The sequence below is a fragment of the Pseudomonas sp. P7779 genome, assembly GCF_013386315.1.
Lineage (GTDB): Bacteria > Pseudomonadota > Gammaproteobacteria > Pseudomonadales > Pseudomonadaceae > Aquipseudomonas.
Genome location: NZ_JACARZ010000001.1, coordinates 30,165 through 47,191, shown reverse-complemented (window position 1 = coordinate 47,191; position 17,027 = coordinate 30,165). Strand labels below are relative to the sequence as shown.

The 17,027-nt window shown below is 63.7% G+C and carries 16 protein-coding genes; 10 read left to right on the top strand and 6 right to left on the bottom strand.

The window, feature by feature from the left end:
- Positions 1-252: 252 nt before the first annotated feature.
- Positions 253-1,578: a PLP-dependent aminotransferase family protein gene (locus tag HX869_RS00110; protein WP_178902574.1), complete on the bottom strand. Its 1,326-nt coding sequence runs from the start codon at positions 1,576-1,578 to the stop codon at positions 253-255.
- A 94-nt stretch (positions 1,579-1,672) separates the two neighbouring features.
- Between HX869_RS00110 and HX869_RS00105 the strand changes: the two genes are divergently transcribed.
- Positions 1,673-2,302 (top strand): LysE family translocator, encoded by a 630-nt coding sequence (locus HX869_RS00105; protein WP_178902573.1) that lies wholly within the window; start codon positions 1,673-1,675, stop codon positions 2,300-2,302.
- Positions 2,303-2,329: 27 nt separating this feature from the next.
- Entirely contained in the window at positions 2,330-2,671 is a 342-nt protein-coding gene (locus HX869_RS00100) for an antibiotic biosynthesis monooxygenase (RefSeq protein WP_003208192.1), read from the top strand.
- Here HX869_RS00100 and inhA read toward each other — a convergent pair.
- A complete protein-coding gene (gene inhA, locus HX869_RS00095) occupies positions 2,668-3,348 on the bottom strand; it encodes an isonitrile hydratase (RefSeq protein ID WP_087695341.1) in 681 nt (226 codons plus the stop codon). The two genes, HX869_RS00100 and inhA, sit on opposite strands and share 4 nt — an antisense overlap.
- Before the next feature lie 90 nt (positions 3,349-3,438).
- On the opposite strand from inhA, the gene HX869_RS00090 reads away from it, so the two are divergent.
- From HX869_RS00090 to HX869_RS00080, 3 genes are all read left to right on the top strand, one after another.
- Positions 3,439-4,407, top strand: coding sequence for a GlxA family transcriptional regulator (locus tag HX869_RS00090; protein ID WP_102605371.1), 969 nt, complete (start codon positions 3,439-3,441; stop codon positions 4,405-4,407).
- Between the two features lie 131 nt (positions 4,408-4,538).
- Entirely contained in the window at positions 4,539-5,126 is a 588-nt protein-coding gene (locus HX869_RS00085) for a biliverdin-producing heme oxygenase (RefSeq protein ID WP_032899296.1), read from the top strand.
- On the top strand, positions 5,123-7,318 hold the full coding sequence (locus HX869_RS00080) for an ATP-binding protein (protein ID WP_087695344.1): 2,196 nt from the start codon (positions 5,123-5,125) through the stop codon (positions 7,316-7,318). Before HX869_RS00085 ends, HX869_RS00080 begins: the two co-directional genes overlap by 4 nt.
- Here HX869_RS00080 and HX869_RS00075 read toward each other — a convergent pair.
- A complete protein-coding gene (locus tag HX869_RS00075) occupies positions 7,296-8,204 on the bottom strand; it encodes an alpha/beta fold hydrolase (protein WP_178902572.1) in 909 nt (302 codons plus the stop codon). The two genes, HX869_RS00080 and HX869_RS00075, sit on opposite strands and share 23 nt — an antisense overlap.
- Before the next feature lie 113 nt (positions 8,205-8,317).
- Between HX869_RS00075 and HX869_RS31455 the strand changes: the two genes are divergently transcribed.
- Positions 8,318-8,452, top strand: a complete 135-nt coding sequence (locus tag HX869_RS31455; RefSeq protein WP_256347623.1) for a hypothetical protein — start codon at positions 8,318-8,320, stop codon at positions 8,450-8,452.
- A gap of 208 nt (positions 8,453-8,660) precedes the next feature.
- On the opposite strand, the gene HX869_RS00070 is transcribed toward HX869_RS31455, so the two are convergent.
- The 3 genes from HX869_RS00070 to HX869_RS00060 all read right to left on the bottom strand — a co-directional run bounded on the left by HX869_RS00070 (position 8,661) and on the right by HX869_RS00060 (position 11,878).
- A complete protein-coding gene (locus HX869_RS00070; RefSeq protein ID WP_178902571.1) occupies positions 8,661-9,122 on the bottom strand; it encodes a cysteine hydrolase family protein in 462 nt (153 codons plus the stop codon).
- 136 nt (positions 9,123-9,258) lie between these two features.
- Entirely contained in the window at positions 9,259-11,085 is a 1,827-nt protein-coding gene (locus tag HX869_RS00065) for a glycoside hydrolase family 15 protein (protein WP_008434531.1), read from the bottom strand.
- Positions 11,078-11,878, bottom strand: a complete 801-nt coding sequence (locus tag HX869_RS00060) for a glucose 1-dehydrogenase (protein ID WP_003208175.1) — start codon at positions 11,876-11,878, stop codon at positions 11,078-11,080. The genes HX869_RS00065 and HX869_RS00060 overlap by 8 nt, the downstream gene beginning before the upstream one ends.
- A 161-nt stretch (positions 11,879-12,039) precedes the next feature.
- Between HX869_RS00060 and HX869_RS00055 the strand changes: the two genes are divergently transcribed.
- From HX869_RS00055 to HX869_RS00040, 4 genes are all read left to right on the top strand, one after another.
- The gene (locus tag HX869_RS00055; RefSeq protein ID WP_134327032.1) at positions 12,040-12,783 is read left to right on the top strand and encodes a helix-turn-helix domain-containing protein; all 744 of its coding nucleotides are present in this window, start codon (positions 12,040-12,042) and stop codon (positions 12,781-12,783) included.
- A 114-nt stretch (positions 12,784-12,897) separates the two neighbouring features.
- Positions 12,898-14,346, top strand: coding sequence for an efflux transporter outer membrane subunit (locus HX869_RS00050; RefSeq protein WP_134327031.1), 1,449 nt, complete (start codon positions 12,898-12,900; stop codon positions 14,344-14,346).
- Entirely contained in the window at positions 14,343-15,473 is a 1,131-nt protein-coding gene (locus tag HX869_RS00045) for an HlyD family secretion protein (RefSeq protein ID WP_003208172.1), read from the top strand. The genes HX869_RS00050 and HX869_RS00045 overlap by 4 nt, the downstream gene beginning before the upstream one ends.
- The gene (locus HX869_RS00040; RefSeq protein WP_178902570.1) at positions 15,463-16,974 is read left to right on the top strand and encodes an MDR family MFS transporter; all 1,512 of its coding nucleotides are present in this window, start codon (positions 15,463-15,465) and stop codon (positions 16,972-16,974) included. Before HX869_RS00045 ends, HX869_RS00040 begins: the two co-directional genes overlap by 11 nt.
- The last annotated feature ends 53 nt before the right edge of the window (positions 16,975-17,027 follow it).

Here is a 17,027-nt window from a genome sequence, read left to right as displayed (position 1 = left end):
GGGTGGCGGCTGTACGCAGGTTAGTCGACCGGCCGAAAAGGAAAAACCGGCGCACCCGAAGGTGCCCTGCGCACAGCCACCATAAAACCTCATGATGGGACATGCGCCTTTTCGGATCCGGGCGACTAAACCCGATCACTGATGAGCAGTGACGGGGCGAAGACTAGCCACCGGTTCCGGCAGGCACAAGGCCGAAAGATTGTCTCGGAAATGTCCCGCAAATCAAAGGGATTTACCCTGCTGGCCCTTTATTCATATCCGAATTGCCTCGTGAATTTTCCCCAAGGCTATTCTCAACGTCGCCAAATCAATCGACCCCAGCGCCACCCGCAACGCATGCGGCACATGGGCCGTACAGGCAAACGGCTCGGCACTGGTGACCCGCACACCCTGGCCCTCAAGCGCAGCCACCACTGCATCCGCCCGCAGACCTTCCGGCAACACCAGCCACAGGTAATACGACGCCGGATGCGCAATCACCTCACACCCTCGCAAGACCTCCCGGGCCAGCGCCTGGCGTTGGCGCGCATCCTGGCGCTTGTGCTCTTCCAGTGCATCCACTGCACCGGATTCTATCCAGCGGCACGCCAGGTTTACCGTGAGCGTCGGCGTGCTCCAGGTCGAGACACGGATCGCTTGCTCCAGCGCCGGCACCCACGCCTTGGGCGCGACGATAAACCCCACCCGCAACCCCGACGCCACACTCTTCGAAAGGCCGGACACATACACCGTGCGCAGCGGCGCATAAGTAAACAACGGCTTCGGTGCGGGCTCGGCGAGAAAGGCGTAGGCGCCGTCTTCGATCAGTAGAAAATCGTAGCGTTCAGCCAACGCTGCAAGGCGCTCGCGGTCGGCTTCAACCATCACTGTGCCCAGCGGATTGTGCAACGTGGGCATGCAATAAAAAGCCCGCACCGGGCGCCGTTTGCACAAAGCCTCCAGCGCATCCAGATCCGTATGCCCAGCCGGTTGCGGCAGCGGCTCCAGGTCGATGCGCTGGGACTGGGCCAGGGTTTTCAACCCGGGATACGTCAGCGCATCCACCGCCAATACATCCCCCGGTTGCAGCAGCGCCATCAGGCTGACGGCGAGGCCTTGTTGCGCACCGTTGACGATCAGCACTTGCTCGCCACTCACGCGAATCTGCCGATTGCGCAGGTGCCGCGCGGCGGTCTGTCGTTCATGGGCGCGGCCACCCTGCGGCGCGGAATGCAGCAGCGCATCGAGGTCGCCCGAGGCGGCAATGGCACGCAAACCGTCGCGCAGCATCTCGGCCTGGCCCGGCAACGAGGGGTAGTTGAGGCTCAGGTCCACGGTGCCCGGTTGCAGCGGTTGTTGCACCAGGCCCATGCCCCGCAGCAACGTGGTGTCGCGCACAAACGTCCCGCGTCCCGGTTCACCCACCACCAGGCCGCTGGCCTCCAGTTCGCTGTACACCCGCAAGGCAGTGGCGAGGGCGATGCGATGGCTGTTCATCAGGCTACGCAGGGTCGGCAACTGGGTGCCCGGCGGCAACTGTCCGGCGCGAATCCGCGTGGCCAGTTCATCGATGATCAGTTTGTAGCGGACCTGAGCCATGGTGCGTTCCTGTGCAAAGTGTATCTAGATCAATTTTTTGTTTGTATCAGGTGGGCTGATTAATCTACAGGCTTTCCCGGCGGATGGCTTGAGCATGATCGACCTCGCACCCCTGGCTGTGTTCTCTGGCGCAGTCCTGCTGCTGTTGTTATCCCCGGGCCCGAACATGGCCTTCGTCATCAGCCACGGTGTGACCTATGGCTGGCGTGGCGGGGTGGCATCCGGGTTGGGCATCAGCGTGGCGGACCTGCTGCTCACGGCACTGACCGCAACCGGCGTGACCGCTCTGGTCGCCAGCTGGCCGCCGGCCTTCGACCTGATTCGCTACGCCGGGGTGTTGTACCTGCTGTGGCTGGTGTTCAAGACCCTGCAGAAAACGCCCGCCCTGGACACGGCCCACGTCAGCCGCGTGCCGCTGGGCCGGGTGTTTGTGCGGGCAATGCTCAACAGTTTGCTCAACCCCAAGGCGCTGCTGTTTTTCATGGTGTTCCTGCCGCAATTCGTCAGCCCCGAGGCGGGCCCCATCGCGCTGCAACTGGTGCAACTGGGGATCATCCTGACGCTGATCAGCGGTGTGTTTCATGCCGTGCTGGGAATTTTTGGCGGGGCGGTTAGCCGGTTTTTTGCCGGCAAACCGGGGAGCGCAGGCTTACAGAAATGGGGCCTGGCAACCGTGCTGATGGTGCTGGCCGTGCGCTTGGCATTGATGTCTCGCCCGACGTGAAACATCACTCATAAAAGGACGTTACCCATGTACATCGCAGCCTTTATCTACAAGCCCGGCGAACGGGATGACGAGTTCCAGCGCCTCACGAATCTGATCGACGCACTGGCAGCAAGGCTGCCGGGATACGTGGGGGCCGAGTCGTGGCGTTCGGCGGATGGCGGGTTGATCAACGCCAGTTATTACTGGCGTGACGAGGCCTCCATTCGCGCCTTTGCCAGCCACCCGACCCACCTGGAAGCCAAGCGCCTATACCGCCGCTGGTACGGCGGTTATCACGTGGTGATTTCCAAAGTGGAGCGGGCGTATGGGGACGGCACCATCGGGCATCTGGTGCCCGCCGACCGCCACGGACGGGCGAACGCTTAACCCAACCTGGCCGCCGCCCGTGCCACGATTTCACCCCGGGTCTTGCGCGACTCGGCGGTGCGCTTGCGGGCTTCTTCCAGTACATGCGGCGGTGCGGTTTCCGGCCGGCCAGCATTGAACGGCGGCGCCGGGGCGTACTCAATCTGCAACTGCACCAGTTGCGCTGCCGCCTCGCTGTACAGCTCGGCCGCCAGGGTCAGGGCAAAGTCGATCCCGGCGGTAATCCCGCCACCCGTCAACAGGTTGCCGTCACGCACCACGCGCTCCTGCACCGGGATCGCGCCGAGCGGTGCGAGCAGGTCGTGGTAGGCCCAGTGAGTGGTCGCGCGACGCCCGCGCAGCAGGCCCGCGGCACCCAGCACCAGGGAGCCGGTGCACACTGATGTCACATAGCGCGCGGTCTGGGCCTGCGCCTTGAGAAACGCCAGGGTCTGCTCATCCTCCATCAATGCCCCGACGCCAGAACCGCCGGGCACGCAAATCACGTCCAGCGTCGGGCACTCGTCATAAGTGGTGCTGGGGGTAAATACCAAGCCGGTGCTGGAGGTGACCGGCGCGAGGTCCTTCCACACCAGATGCAGCTTCACATCCGGCAGCGATCCCAACACGTCGTAGGGCCCGGTGAGGTCCAGTTGCTGGATGCCGGGGAACAACAAAAAGCCGATCTGCAAGGTCATGGGGACTGCTCCTGATAAAGGGATGGACGGCTTCACTCTAGTCACCTAGGCTTTGGCGAATACGCCATTGAGCCCACGAATTACGCCAACATGCCCAGAATCATCAACGTGCTCGCCTTTCCCAATGTGCAGGTGCTCGACGTCACCGGGCCCTTGCAAGTATTTGCCTCGGCCAATGACCTGGCGCGCCAGCAGGGCTTGCCGTTGCCCTATGCGGTCAGTGTGATTGCCGCGCAGGCCGAGCCAGTGATGACCTCGGCGGGCCTGGCCCTGGTGGCCGAGCCACTGCCGCCTGCCGATGCTCCGTGCGACACACTGGTGATTGCCGGCGGCTGGGGGGTGTACGGCGCCGCCGAAGACCCGGCGCTGGTGGACTGGGTTCGGCAAAAAGCCACCCAGGCCCGGCGCATGACCTCGGTGTGCACTGGCGCCTTTCTGCTGGCCGCCAGCGGTTTGCTCGACGGCCGCCGCGTGGTGACCCACTGGACGCGCTGCGAAGAACTCGCGCGCAAGTACCCACAGCTGACGGTGGAGGCCAATCCGATTTTCATCCAGCAGGGCAACCTGTGGACCTCCGCCGGCGTGACCGCCGGTATCGACTTGTGCCTGGCGCTGGTGGAGGAGGACCTGGGTCGCGCCGTGGCCCTGGAAGTGGCGCGGCACCTGGTGGTGTTTCTCAAGCGCCCCGGTGGGCAATCGCAGTTCAGCGTGACGTTGTCCCTGCAAAAGGGCGGTAGCCGTTTTGCGGAGCTGCACGCCTGGATCGCCGAACACCTGACCCTCGATTTGAACGTTGCCACACTGGCCGCCCAGGCGGGCATGAGCGAGCGCAGCTTCGTGCGCCACTACCGCGCCGAAACCGGCCAGACACCCGCGCGGGCCGTCGAATTGATCCGTGTGGAAACCGCCCGCCGGCAATTGGCGGACAGCAGCGCGTCGATCAAGCGCATCGCCGTGCACTGCGGCTTTGGCTGCGAAGAAACCATGCGCCGCAGCTTCCTGCGAGCGGTATCGATCACACCCCAGGCCTACCGTGAACGGTTTTCCTCACCCGGTTGAGGTCGAGCCTGTTTGAACGAATAGGTACGTTTTTGTATCAAGGTGCTATGTTACTCACAGTCCATTGCGCAGTGTCTTGATCCCAGGCCTCTACGTCGCGGTTTTGAACCTTCCCGGCGTGCGCACAGCTCATGAATTCACTACCTCCTGTCCTTGTCGAACTACGCGCGGCGACCGCTGCGCTGCATCGACGCCTCGACACTCGGCTGCCTTTTTCCCGCATGGACCTGGCGTTGTACCGCGAGTTGATGAGCGCCTACTACGGCTTCTATCAGCCGCTGGAGCGCGCCCTGGCGCCGTGGGGCGAGATCATCCCTGACCTGGAGTGGGGGCGGCGCAGCAAAACTCCGTACTTGCAGGCGGATTTGCGGGCGCTGGGCCTGGAAAACCTGCAGATCGATGCCTTGCCGATATGCCCCGAACTGCCCGCCATCACCAACGTGGCCCAGGCCTTGGGCGCCCTCTATGTGCTGGAAGGCGCCACCCTCGGCGGCCAGGTGTTGCGCGACCTGATCGAGATCAAGATTGGCGTGGGCTCCACCAATGGCGGCGCGTTCATGAATGTGTACGGGGCCGAGACCAGCGCCCTGTGGCAGCGCTTTATGGCGTGCCTTGACCCGCTGCGAACCGCGTACGAGCGCGTGGAGGCGGTGAAGGTCGCCGAGTCGACCTTCCTGTGTTTCGAGCAGTGGCTGGACCGCTGCGGGGTGCTGCGATGACCACGGTCGATACGCTGATCGACGATTGCGCCAGCGAACCCATCCATATCCCCGGCTCGATCCAGCCTCACGGGTTGTTGTTGACGCTGAGCGAACCGGCGCTTGAGGTGCTGCAAGCCAGCAGCAACCTGAGCGTCGCGCTGGGCCTGGACGCGCAACGCCTGTCGGGCCAGGCGCTGGCCAGTGTGCTGGGCAGCGAAGCGGCAGTACAGGTGAGTCGTGCCCTGGCAGACCTGGACGCCTTCGAGGAGGACGTGCATCAACTGACGCTGGATGGCTACGCCTACGACATCCTGCTGCATCGTCATCAAGGCCTGCTGTTTCTCGAACTGGAGCGGAGCCTCACGCTTGAGCACAGCGCTGTGAAGCAGCTGTCCCGAACGCTGCGCCGCTTGCAGTCGGCCAAGACGCTCGACAGCTTGTACCAGATCAGCGTGACCGAGATTCGTAGCCTCACCGGTTATGACCGGGTCACCTTGTACCGCTTCGAGCAGGAAGGCCACGGCAAAGTGATTGGCGAGGCCCTCAGCGACGGCATGCAGCCGTACCTGGGATTATGTTTTCCCGCGTCGGACATCCCGCCCCAGGCACGCGAGCTGTACCGGCTGAACTGGATCCGCGCGATTCCCGACGCCGAGTACCAGCCGGTGCCGATCCTGCCGGCCCTGCGCCCCGACAACGGCCAGCCCCTGGACCTCAGCTTCGCCGTGTTGCGCAGCGTGTCCCCGGTGCACTGCCATTATTTGAAGAACATGGGCGTGCGTTCCTCCATGAGCATTTCGCTGCTCAAGGACGACCAGCTCTGGGGCCTGATCACCTGTGGTCACCGTGAGCCGTTGCGCGTGCCCCATGAACTGCGCACGGCGTGCACCAGCATCGGCCAGTTGTTGTCGATGCAGATCACGTTGCTCCAGGAGCAGCAGGAGCGCCGCCAACAACGTGACAAGGCCGCCATGGTCGAAGAGTTGGTCGCCGCCATGACCGCGGACCAGTGCGATGTGATGGAAAGCCTGTTGCCCTATGCGCAAACGCTGCTGAACCTGACCGCCGCCGGTGGCCTGGCGATACGGGTGGAAGAGCGCCTGCATGTGTTCGGCGTTTGCCCTGCACGTGCTGAAATCCACGCCTTGTACCAGTGGGTGCGCGGACAGGGCAAAGGCGTGGTGCACAGCCATCAATTGTCGGTGGACTTTCCCCCGGCGGCGGCCTACCAGGCCCATGCCAGCGGCCTGTTGGCGTTCTGCCTGCCCAAGCCGGTGGACAACGCGGTGATGTGGTTTCGCCCGGAGGTCCAGTCCTCGGTGGAGTGGAGCGGCCAGCCGGTCAAACATCAGGAACCGGGCAGCACGACCTTGAGCCCGCGCCTGTCGTTTGAGTTGTGGAAGCAGCAGGTCGATGGCAAGGCGCTGTATTGGTCGCTGTCGGAGCTACAGGCGGCGGAGAGCCTGCGGCGCAATGCCCTGGAGCATGACCTGGCGCGCCAGGTGCAACGCGAACATGCTGCGGTGCGGGCGCGTGACGAGCTGGTGGCGGTGGTCTCCCATGACCTGCGCAGCCCGCTGACCATCCTGCTGATGCAATGCGGCATGATGCGCAGCATGGTGCCCGCCGAGGACAACAAGGCGAACCGGCGCCTCTCCACCGCGATTGAAACCATGCAAAACGCCACCGCCCGCATGAACACGCTGCTGGAAGACCTGATCGATATTTCGCGCATCGAGGCCGGGCGCTACAGCGTTTCGCTGCAACGGCTCGATGTGGCGGCAACCCTGGACCAGATCTGTTCGATGTGGCAACCGCTGGCGGCGGCCAAGGGTGTGGACCTGACTTGGCGCTCAGTGGACGGGCTGAGTGCCCAGGCCGACCCGGAGCGCTTGTTCCAGGTGTTTTCCAACTTGCTGGGCAACGCCCTGAAATTCACCCCGGTGGGCGGAGTGATCGAGGTGATTGCCGAGGCGGCGGGGGACGAAGTGCTGTTTCGGGTATGCGACAACGGCATCGGCATCGACCCGGCGCAACTGCCGTATATTTTCGACCGCTACTGGACCTCACGCGAGGGCAACCCCACCGGCAGCGGGCTGGGGTTGTACATCTCCCACGGCATCGTCGAAGCCCACGGCGGCACCCTGTGGGCTGAAAGCGTGGTGGGGCAGGGCAGCGTGTTCAGCTTCAGGATTTCGGCTGGGGGCTGAGGCTCAGCAGCTCGAAGATCGCCTCAAGGGTCGCTTGGGGCGCTTCCTGGGGAATGTTGTGGCCCACGCCGGCCAACACTTCGCGCCGATAAAACCCGCTGAAATTTTCCAGGTCGTCATCTTCAACCGGAGCCGGACCTACGCCGTCATCAGCGCCGCACAACGAGATGCTCGGTACTGAAATCGGCGGTGGCTGCACCAGAGCCTGCTCGATGCTTTCCAGCGCCGGATCACCCGGCGCGTACATGAAGCGATGACGGTAGGAATGGACCACCACCTCGACAAAATCCGGGTTATCAAACGAGGGCGCTGTCTTGCCATACAGGCTCGGCCCTTCGGCCCAGGACGGCGACCAGAGCGCCCACAGCAACTGGCAGAACTCACGCCGGTTGGCGGTCAGTCCGTCGACACCCCGTTGGGTATGAAGGTAAAACTGATACCACAGCCGATGCTCTGTTTCCGGCGCCCGAGGCTTGGTCGACGCAGCGATATCCTGAATGTTGTAGCCATCGCCCGTCACCAGGCCGCGCACCCGTTCAGGCCAAAGCGCCGCAACGATACACGCCGCGCGTCCGCCCCAGTCATAGCCCACCAGCGTGGCTTTTTCGATGGACAGGGCATCCATGAAATCCAGCAAATCCTTGGCCAGCGCTGCTTGTTGGCCGGAGCGCATCACCTGATCGTTGATAAAGCGCGTCGGGCCATAGCCGCGCAGGTATGGCACCAATACCCGGTAGCCACGTGCGGCGACCACCGGGGCGATCTCGTCATAGCCGCGAGGATCATAGGGAAAGCCGTGCAGCAGGATCACCACCTCGCCGCCTTCCGGGCCATGGGTTTCGTAAGCGATATCGAGCATGGGCGTGCGGATTTGGAGGGAGGGCATGGAGGCTCCGAGGGTGGAGGGAAAGTGTTGGAACTGTAGACCAAGCGGGTTACCGAGTGTGGTTCGAAAGGCTGCAATTGCTTGACTTGTCTAGACCGGCCTGGCGCAAGCCGATGCAATTACCCCAAGGGTCGCGCACCTGGCACATCCACTCGCCGCCCTCGACTTCCATTGGCCCGCGATACAACGTGGCGCCTAACGTGACTGATGTTTCCGTCGGCGACCTGGCTGGCAGTGACGCCGAGTAATGCGTCGGCAGAGCGCCGATCAATACGAGCCTTGTGTCAACGATGGTGTTTGCCAAACAACCTGTGGCGAGGGAGCTTGCTCCCGTTGGGCTGCGCAGCAGCCCCAGGTTTTGTTGAATGTGTTCTTTGAGTTAGATGGCGTTGATCTTTTTGGGGCCGCTTCGCGCCCCAGCGGGAGCAAGCTCCCTCGCCACAGTGAGGGGCTGACTTAAATCTCTGCGTGGCTGATGACATGTTTGAAGTGGTGTCGCCACAAATCCGCACCCAGGTTCCCTGACCGATCCAGCGACGAACCCACGGTCAAATCGCTGATCAGCGTGGGCTGTAATCCGGCATCAAACAACGCAAACCCGGCCGCCAGCACACAGGTATCAGTCTGGATGCCACACACCAGCACTCGGTCCGGCGCGAGGCTTTTCAGGTGGCTGATGGTCTCGGGCGTGGGCGCGTAGCCGTGTTTGATGAAGATATGGTCGGCGGCGATCAGGCTATCGTCGTCGGGCGCCGGCTGCCAGCCGAGTTGGCGGGCGAACGGGGTGATGCTTTCGTCGTGGCGCTCTACGGTGGCCACTGACGGCATGCGACCCAGCAAGGCGTTGATGCCGATTACCAGCCAGTCGGGCGGGGCGAAGGAGGGTTGTACATCGATGATCAGTAGGACTTGGCGCATTGGCATCCTGGTATAGATCGAAGGACCACGCATTGTGCACCGGGTACACCTCGTCTCCAAGTCTGGCGCGGTCATGTGGGAGCAGGCAAGCCAGCTCCCACAAGGTTACTCAATTGCCTTCAGATTGTGCTCGGGCTCAAGGCTGCCAAACCGTCTTCACCCCACTCAACTTTCGGTCCAGGAACGTTGCCGCGCTGATCAGCGCCAAATGGCTCAACGCCTGCGGTGTATTGCCCAAATGCCGTGCCTGGTTATCAAATTCTTCGGCATACAACCCCAGCGGGTTGGCATAGCGCAGCAACTGTTCAAACTCCAGATGCGCCTTCTCCACTTGCCCGGCCCGGGCCAGGCATTCCACGTACCAGAACGAGCACGCTGCAAACGCGCCCTCGGTGCCTTGTAGCCCATCAATCTGGCTGTCGTCGTTGCGATAGCGATAAACCATCCCATCGCGCACCAGGCTTTTCTGGATCGCCTCCAGTGTCGACAACCAGCGCGGGTCGGTCGCCGCAACGAAGCGCACCAGTGGCATCAACAGCATCGAACCATCCAGCGCCGTGCTGCCGATATGCTGCACAAAATGGCCGCGTTCTTCGTTCCAGAAGTTGCTCCAGATATCGGCGTAAATCGCCTGGCGGGTCTGGTCCCAACGGGCAAACGGCGCCGGTAGCGAGCGCTTGGACGCCAGGCGGATCGCCCGGTCCAGGGCCACCCAGCACATCAGCCTTGAGTGCAGGAAGTGATGCTGCTCACCGCGCATTTCCCAGATGCCGACGTCTTTGTGGTTCCAGGTTTCGCAGACCTGGTCGGCCACCTCCACCGTGTGTTTCCAGCCCTCGTGGGAGATGGCCTCACCGTATTTGTTGACCAGGTATACCGCGTCCATCAACTCGCCGTAGATATCCAGTTGCACCTGGTCGTACGCCTCGTTGCCGATGCGCACCGGTTGCGCGCCGCCGTGGCCGCTGAGGTGGCTCAGCTCGGTTTCCGGCAGTTCCTGGCGGCCGTCGATGCCGTACAGGATGTTGATTTTCATCGGCTGATCGCAGCAGTCACCCACCCGGCCTTTCAACCAGCGCATGTAGCCGTTGGCTTCCTCGATAAACCCCAGGCGCATGAACGCGTAGACGGTGAACGAGGCGTCGCGGATCCAGGTGTAGCGGTAGTCCCAGTTGCGCTCGCCGCCGGGTGTTTCCGGCAGGCCGAAGGTGGCGGCGGCGAGGATTGCACCGTGTTTGCGCGAGGTCAAAAGCTTCAAGGCCAGGGCCGAACGATTGACCATCTCGCGCCAGCGCCCACGGTAGTTGGATTGGGAAATCCAGCCGCGCCAGAACTTCAGGGTGCGCTCCAGGCACAGGTCGGTGCAGTCGTTTTTGACTCGGGCATCGTCCAGCCCGCCGAGGACAAACTCGGCGCCTTCTTCCTGGCCGAGTTCAAAGGATGCTACGGCAGCGTCGCCATCCAACTGCAGGGTGTGGCTGCTGGTCAGGCGCAGGCCGGGTTGGTCTGCGGCCTCAAACAACACGTCGCCGTCATCTTGAGTGGCCCGGGTCTGGGCGCGGGCGTAGTCATGACGCACTGCGCAGCGCATATGGATGCTCGCTTTGCCGCTGACCACCCGCACCCGGCGAATCAGGATCGGCAGGTCGTCAACTTCTTCACTGACGGTCAAGAAATCGGTAATTTCCACCACCGCGTCATTACTCAACCAGCGGGTTTGCAGCACGTTGGTGTCGGGCAGGTAGATCTGCTCGCGGCGGGCGTCGGGCAGGTCCGGCGTGAGCTGGAAGATGCCGGCGGCGGGGGAGTCCAGCAATGAGCAAAAGATGGAGGGGCTGTCGAACTCCGGCCAGCAGAAAAAATCGATGCTGCCTTTGTCGTTCACCAGCGCTGCACTGCGCATGTCGCCGATGATGCCGTGGGCATCAATGGCACTTTGTGGTTCGTTTTTCAGATCAACCATTGCCACGAAACTCCGGATAAAGGCTCATGCCGCCATCAATGAACAGGGTGCTGCCCACCACGTAGTCGGAGGCATCACTGGCCAGCCACACCACCGCGTTGGCCACGTCTTCGACGTCACCCACGCGGCCATAGGGAATCAACTTGAGCAGTTCCACTTCGGCCGCGCCTTCGGTGGCGGCGCGGTTGATGGCCGTGCGGATCGCTCCCGGCGCAACGCCGTTGATGCGGATGCGCTGCTGGCTGACTTCCTGGGCCAGGGTGCGCATCAGCATTTCCACGCCGCCCTTGGACGCGGCGTAGTTCACGTGCCCGGCCCAGGGAATCACCTGGTGCACCGAACTCATGTGGATAATCTTCCCGGCGGCCCGGGAAACACCTTCGCGGATGCCCTGGCGGTTGAAGATGCGCAACGCGGCGCGGGCGCAGAGGAACTGGCCGGTGAGGTTGACGCCGATCACGGTGTTCCAGTCGTCGAGGGTCATGTCGACGGCAGCGGCGTCTTTCTGCATGCCCGAGTTGGCCACCAGGATGTCCAGGTGCCCGAAGGCATCAAGGGTCTGGGCAAACAGGCGCTCCACATCGGCCTCTTTCGACACGTCGGCGCCAATCGCAATGGCCCGGCCGCCGTTGGCGTTGATCTGCGCCGCCAGTGCTTCAGCGGGCGCCGCCTGGGCGTTGTAGTTCAGTACCACGGCGGCTCCGGCCTCGGCCAGGGCCTTGGCGGCCCCCGCGCCGATTCCTGAACTGGCGCCAGTCACCAGCGCCACTTGTTGCTCCAACGAAATGCGCATTGCCCACCCAACCTTTTTCAGAGTGCCCAACTAGCTGACTGGCGGGGCGGCCTACAAGTTCACCGGCTGTCTGGAATGCGACGATGGCTGTCTATATCTATCGTTTTTGCCACAGGACTTTTCGCTAGAATCGACGCTTGATTGATGCGAGACCTCAGCCGATGAACAGCCCATCCCGCCCGTGGCTTGAAGCCTACGCCGACAACTACCGCAACGATGACGTGGTGCATCCTCATTGCCACGCCCAGGCGCAATTGATCCACGGCGTGTCCGGGGTGATGGTGGTCAGCACCGCCCAGGGCAGTTGGCTGGTGCCGTCCGGGCATGCGTTGTGGGTGCCGGCCGGCACCCCGCATGAGATCCGCATGGCCGGCGAGGTGCATATGCGCACGCTGTTCCTCATGCCCGAGGCCGAGCCGGGGCTGGGGCGCACCTGCCAGGTGATTGAAGTGTCGGCATTGCTGCGGGAGCTGATCGTCGCCGCCACGCAGATTGCCGGGCACCACAGCCCGCGTCTGCAGGCCATGATCGAGTTGATCCGCATGGAACTGCTCGCCGCGCCGGTGGTGGCGATGCACGTGCCGGTGCCCGGCGAAGCACGGCTGGCCAGGCTGTGCACGCATTTCATCCGCAACCCTTCTGACGACAGCAGCCTGGAATCCTGGGCCGACAGCCTGAACATGAGCGCCCGCACCCTGAGCCGGGTGTTCCAGCGGGAGTTGGGCATGAGTTTCGGTGAATGGCGCAAGCGTGCGCGGTTGGCCCTGAGCTTGAAGTTGCTGGCCCAGGGCGTGTCGATCCTGGAGGTGGCGCTGGAGCATGGTTACCAGAGCCCGAGTGCGTTCAGTGCGATGTTTCGCAAGTCGCTGGGTTATCCGCCAAGTCATTTTCGGCCCGGAGTTTAGTGTTGCGTCAGGTAACGCTATTGTCCGTTTAGCGACGATACATGGCCCTGACGCGGGCGAATCGGACAGGCCATCTGCCTAATCTGCAAGGCTCCTTCTTGAGCGAGCCTTGTGATGCACAGCCCTTCTTTTCACCCATGGATGCCCATCGCCCTGTTGAGTGTGCTGGCCGGGTGCACTGGTGTGCCCGGTCAACCGTCGACCGTCACGGCGCAGCCTGCACCGCGGCTCTTCGCCGAGTCGGCCGAGGCGTTGCCCGCCCGTTGGTGGCAGCTGTACCGCGACCCGCAACTGGACGCCCTGGTGGCGCGGGCCCTGCACCAGAACAAAGACCTCGAAGCCGCCGCCGCCCATGTCGATGCGTTGCTGGCGCAGCTGGAACAGGCAGACGGCGAGCGCCTGCCGTCGACTTCCCTGGACTATGGCCTGGCCTACGGTCGCAGCCGCGATGACCAGACGCTGGCCCAGGCGACTAACCGTCATGCCGGTGCCGAATGGAGCCACACGCCTGAGTTTTCCCTGAGCTACACCCTCGATTTGTGGGGCGAGGTGCGTTATCGCATCGCTGCGGCACGGGCGGATGCCCAGGTGGCGCGGGCGCTGGAGGATGAGCTGCGGGTGACGGTGGCCGCGCAGACGGCCCGCGCCTATGCCCAGGCCTGCGTCTATGGTGTGCGCGAACAGGTGCAGGCGCACTCGGTGCAGTTGTTGGAGCAGAGCGTCGCGGTCACGCAGAAGCTGCAAAAGGCCGGCGCGGCCACGCAACTCGACCTGGCGCGCCTGCAAGGGTTGCTGGAAGAAACCCGGGCACCGTTGCCGATGTTCACGGCCCGGCGCAGCAGCGCGCTGTATGAGTTGGCCGTGCTCAGCGGGTTGCCGCCGGAGCAGGTCACGCCACGCAGCTGTACCCAGGCCCCGCAGTTGCAGGCGCCTTTGCCGGTGGGCGAGGGTTGGGCACTGGTGCAACGGCGGCCGGACATCCGCCGCGCCGAAGGGCAATTGCGCGCAGCCACCTTGACGGTGGGCCTGTCCCGCGCCGAGCTTTACCCGCGGATCACCTTCGGCGCGATGCTCGGTTCGTCCGCCAGCAGCCTGGGCAAACTCGGGGACCGCTACGCCACGGTGTATTCCGTCGGGCCGCTGGTGTCCTGGCGCTTTCCCAACCGGCAGGTCGCCCAGGCGCGGGTCAGGCAGAGCCAGGCCGAAGCGCGCCAGGCCCTGGCACGGTTTGACGGTACGGTGCTCAACGCACTGAAGCAGGTGGAGCAGGCCATGGCCCTGTACCAGGGCGAACAGCAGCGTGGGCAGGCCCTGGCCGCCGCCCTGGACAACAACCGCCGCGCCTTCGACCTGGCCTCCCGCGGCTACCATTCCGGCGCGCTGGATGCCCTGCAACTGCTGGACAGCGAACGCAGCCTGGTGGGCCTTGAAGCCCGCGTGGCCGAGTCCGACCTGCGCTTGATCAACCGCCAGATCGACCTGTTCCAGGCCCTCGGTGGCGGCTGGCAGCGTGACGATCCAACCGCCCCCTTATCTGTCGCTGTCAATGGAGCCAAACCATGAACCAGGCTGTTGAACCCATTCGCCTGACCGTTATGCAACGTCATCGTCGCGCCCTGGTGACCACGGCTTCCCTCGCGACGCTGGTGGGGCTGGCAACCTTTGCCGGGTACTGGTGGCAATGGGGGCGTTTTCTTGAAGAAACCGACGATGCCTATGTGCGCGCTGATTGGGTCGCTATCAGCCCGCGCATTGCCGGGTATGTAGCCCAGGTGCTGGTGGAAGATAACCAGCCGGTCAAGGCCGGGGATGTGCTGGTGCGTATCGATGAGCGGGATTTCACCGAGCGTCTGAACAGCGCCCAGGCGCAACTGCAACAGGCGCAAGCAGCAGCGAGCGCACAGCAGGCATCGGTGCAAACCCTTGACGCGCAAATGGGCGAGCAACAGCAACGCATCGCCCAGGCCCGGGCGGAACTGAGCAGTGGCGAGGCCGAAGCCCGGCGCGCGCGGCTCGATTACCAGCGTTATCGTGAATTGGTCGCGCAACAGGTGGCCAGCGCCCAGCACCTGGAAACCGTCAGCGCCAGCCAGGCCAAGGCCCAGGCGGCCCTGGCCCAGGCCAGCGCCCAGGTCGCGCGGCAGCAGGCGCAGTTGCAGGTCTTGCAGGCACGCCGGCAACAGGCGCAGGCGCAAATCGTCGAGCATCAGGCACGCATCGGCGAGGCCCAGGCCAACCTCGCGCTGGCCCGCAATGCGTTGAAGGACACCGAGATCCGCGCGCCTTTTGATGGCGTGGTGGGCCAGCGCAAGGTCCGGCGCCAGCAATACGTGATGCCCGGCCTGCCGCTGTTGGCGGTGGTGCCGGTGGAGCAGGCCTATGTGATTGCCAACTACAAGGAAACCCAGTTGCAGCACATGGCGCCGGGGCAGTCGGTGGAAATCGCGGTGGACAGTTTTGCCGGCGCACATTGGCACGGCAAAGTGGAAAGCATCGCCCCCGGCTCTGGTGCCGTGTTCGCGCTGTTGCCGCCGGACAACGCCACCGGCAACTTCACCAAGATCGTCCAGCGGTTTCCGGTAAAGATTCGCCTGGAACCCGGTGAGTCGCGGGTGCTGCCGGGCATGTCGGTGATTGCCACGGTTGATACCCGCCCTGCCGCCAGCCAGGAGCACGTCCATGGAGGCTGAAGGGCGTGTGCCGTTTCGCGCCTGGGTCGCGGTGATCGGCGGGCTGTTCGGCTGCTTCATGGCCGGGATGAACGTGCACGTCACCAGCGCCGCACTGCCGGAAATCGAAGGTGCACTGGGCGCGACGTTTGAGGAGGGTTCGTGGATTTCCACCGCTTACCTGGTGGCGGAGATCATCATGATTCCCCTCACCGCGTGGCTGGTGCAGGTGTTTTCCCTGCGCCGGGTGATGCTGTGGGGCTCGGGGATATTCCTGGTGGCCTCGGTGGCGTGTTCGCTGTCGCCCAACCTGCAAGTGATGATCCTGATCCGGGTGGTGCAGGGCGCGGCCGGGGCGGTGCTGATTCCCTTGTCATTCCAACTGATCATCACCGAGCTGCCGCCCAGCAAGATCCCGCTGGGCATGGCCTTGTTCAGCCTGGCCAACAGTGTGGCCCAGGCCGCCGGGCCGTCGATTGGCGGCTGGCTGACCGATGCGTATTCCTGGCGCTGGATCTTCTACCTGCAACTGTTCCCGGGGATCGCGTTGCTGGCGGCGGTGGCCTGGTCCATTGACCGCCAGCCGATGCAGTTGGGCCTGCTGCGCCAGGGCGACTGGCTGGGTCTCGGCTGCATGGTGCTGGGCCTGGGTGCGTTGCAGATCGTGCTGGAGGAGGGCGGGCGCAAGGACTGGTTCGGCTCGCCCTTTATCGTGTGGATGACACTGCTGGCGGTGGTGGGCCTGATCGGCTTCGTTGCCCGGCAATTATGGGGCGCGCACGCCTTTATCAACCTGCGACTGTTGGGCCACTACAACTTTGGGGTGGCCAGCGTGGCGATGTTTATCTTCGGCGCCAGTACCTATGGCCTGGTGTTCCTGGTGCCCAACTACCTGTCGCAATTGCAGCACTACAACGCCAGCGAAATTGGCGTGAGCCTGATCGCGTATGGTCTGGTGCAACTGATCATGGCGCCGTTTTTGCCGCGCCTGATGAAGTGGGTCAGCGCCAAAATGCTGGTGGCTTCGGGGTTCGCGATCATGGCTTTGGGCTGCTGGATGGGTGCGCACTTGTCGGCGGACAGCGCCAGCAATGTGATCGTGCCCTCGATCGTGGTGCGCGGCATGGGCCAGCCGCTGATCATGGTGGCGTTGTCGGTGCTTGCGGTGCATGGGCTGGCCAAGGCGCAGGCGGGGTCGGCGTCGGCGGTGTTCTCGATGCTGCGCAACCTGGGGGGCGCGGTTGGCACGGCGCTGCTGGCGCAATTGGTGGTGGTGCGCGAGCGGGTGCATTCGGCGCGTATTGGCGAGTCGATGACGCTGTTTGACCCGACCTTGCAACAGCAGCTTCCCGGTGGCGGGGTGCTGCAGGATCAATTGCCGGAACATCAGGTGGTGCTGAACCTGCTGGACCAGAGTGTTCGTCATCAGGCGTTTTTGATGGCTTACAGTGATGCGTTCTTTCTGGCGTGCGTGGCGTTGGCGGCGTGTGGGGTGGCGGCGTTGATGTTGCGGCGTATCTAGGGGCAGTGCTGTGGGTGATTCAAGTGAGCGCAATAACGGGGCGCCCAAGATCA

Coding starts and splice junctions, on each gene's coding strand:
- HX869_RS00110 (WP_178902574.1), bottom strand. CDS start 1,578: ATGGCTCAGGTCCGCTACAAACTGATCATCGATGAACTGGCCACGCGG.
- HX869_RS00105 (WP_178902573.1), top strand. CDS start 1,673: ATGATCGACCTCGCACCCCTGGCTGTGTTCTCTGGCGCAGTCCTGCTG.
- HX869_RS00100 (WP_003208192.1), top strand. CDS start 2,330: ATGTACATCGCAGCCTTTATCTACAAGCCCGGCGAACGGGATGACGAG.
- inhA (WP_087695341.1), bottom strand. CDS start 3,348: ATGACCTTGCAGATCGGCTTTTTGTTGTTCCCCGGCATCCAGCAACTG.
- HX869_RS00090 (WP_102605371.1), top strand. CDS start 3,439: ATGCCCAGAATCATCAACGTGCTCGCCTTTCCCAATGTGCAGGTGCTC.
- HX869_RS00085 (WP_032899296.1), top strand. CDS start 4,539: ATGAATTCACTACCTCCTGTCCTTGTCGAACTACGCGCGGCGACCGCT.
- HX869_RS00080 (WP_087695344.1), top strand. CDS start 5,123: ATGACCACGGTCGATACGCTGATCGACGATTGCGCCAGCGAACCCATC.
- HX869_RS00075 (WP_178902572.1), bottom strand. CDS start 8,204: ATGCCCTCCCTCCAAATCCGCACGCCCATGCTCGATATCGCTTACGAA.
- HX869_RS31455 (WP_256347623.1), top strand. CDS start 8,318: ATGCAATTACCCCAAGGGTCGCGCACCTGGCACATCCACTCGCCGCCC.
- HX869_RS00070 (WP_178902571.1), bottom strand. CDS start 9,122: ATGCGCCAAGTCCTACTGATCATCGATGTACAACCCTCCTTCGCCCCG.
- HX869_RS00065 (WP_008434531.1), bottom strand. CDS start 11,085: ATGGTTGATCTGAAAAACGAACCACAAAGTGCCATTGATGCCCACGGC.
- HX869_RS00060 (WP_003208175.1), bottom strand. CDS start 11,878: ATGCGCATTTCGTTGGAGCAACAAGTGGCGCTGGTGACTGGCGCCAGT.
- HX869_RS00055 (WP_134327032.1), top strand. CDS start 12,040: ATGAACAGCCCATCCCGCCCGTGGCTTGAAGCCTACGCCGACAACTAC.
- HX869_RS00050 (WP_134327031.1), top strand. CDS start 12,898: ATGCACAGCCCTTCTTTTCACCCATGGATGCCCATCGCCCTGTTGAGT.
- HX869_RS00045 (WP_003208172.1), top strand. CDS start 14,343: ATGAACCAGGCTGTTGAACCCATTCGCCTGACCGTTATGCAACGTCAT.
- HX869_RS00040 (WP_178902570.1), top strand. CDS start 15,463: ATGGAGGCTGAAGGGCGTGTGCCGTTTCGCGCCTGGGTCGCGGTGATC.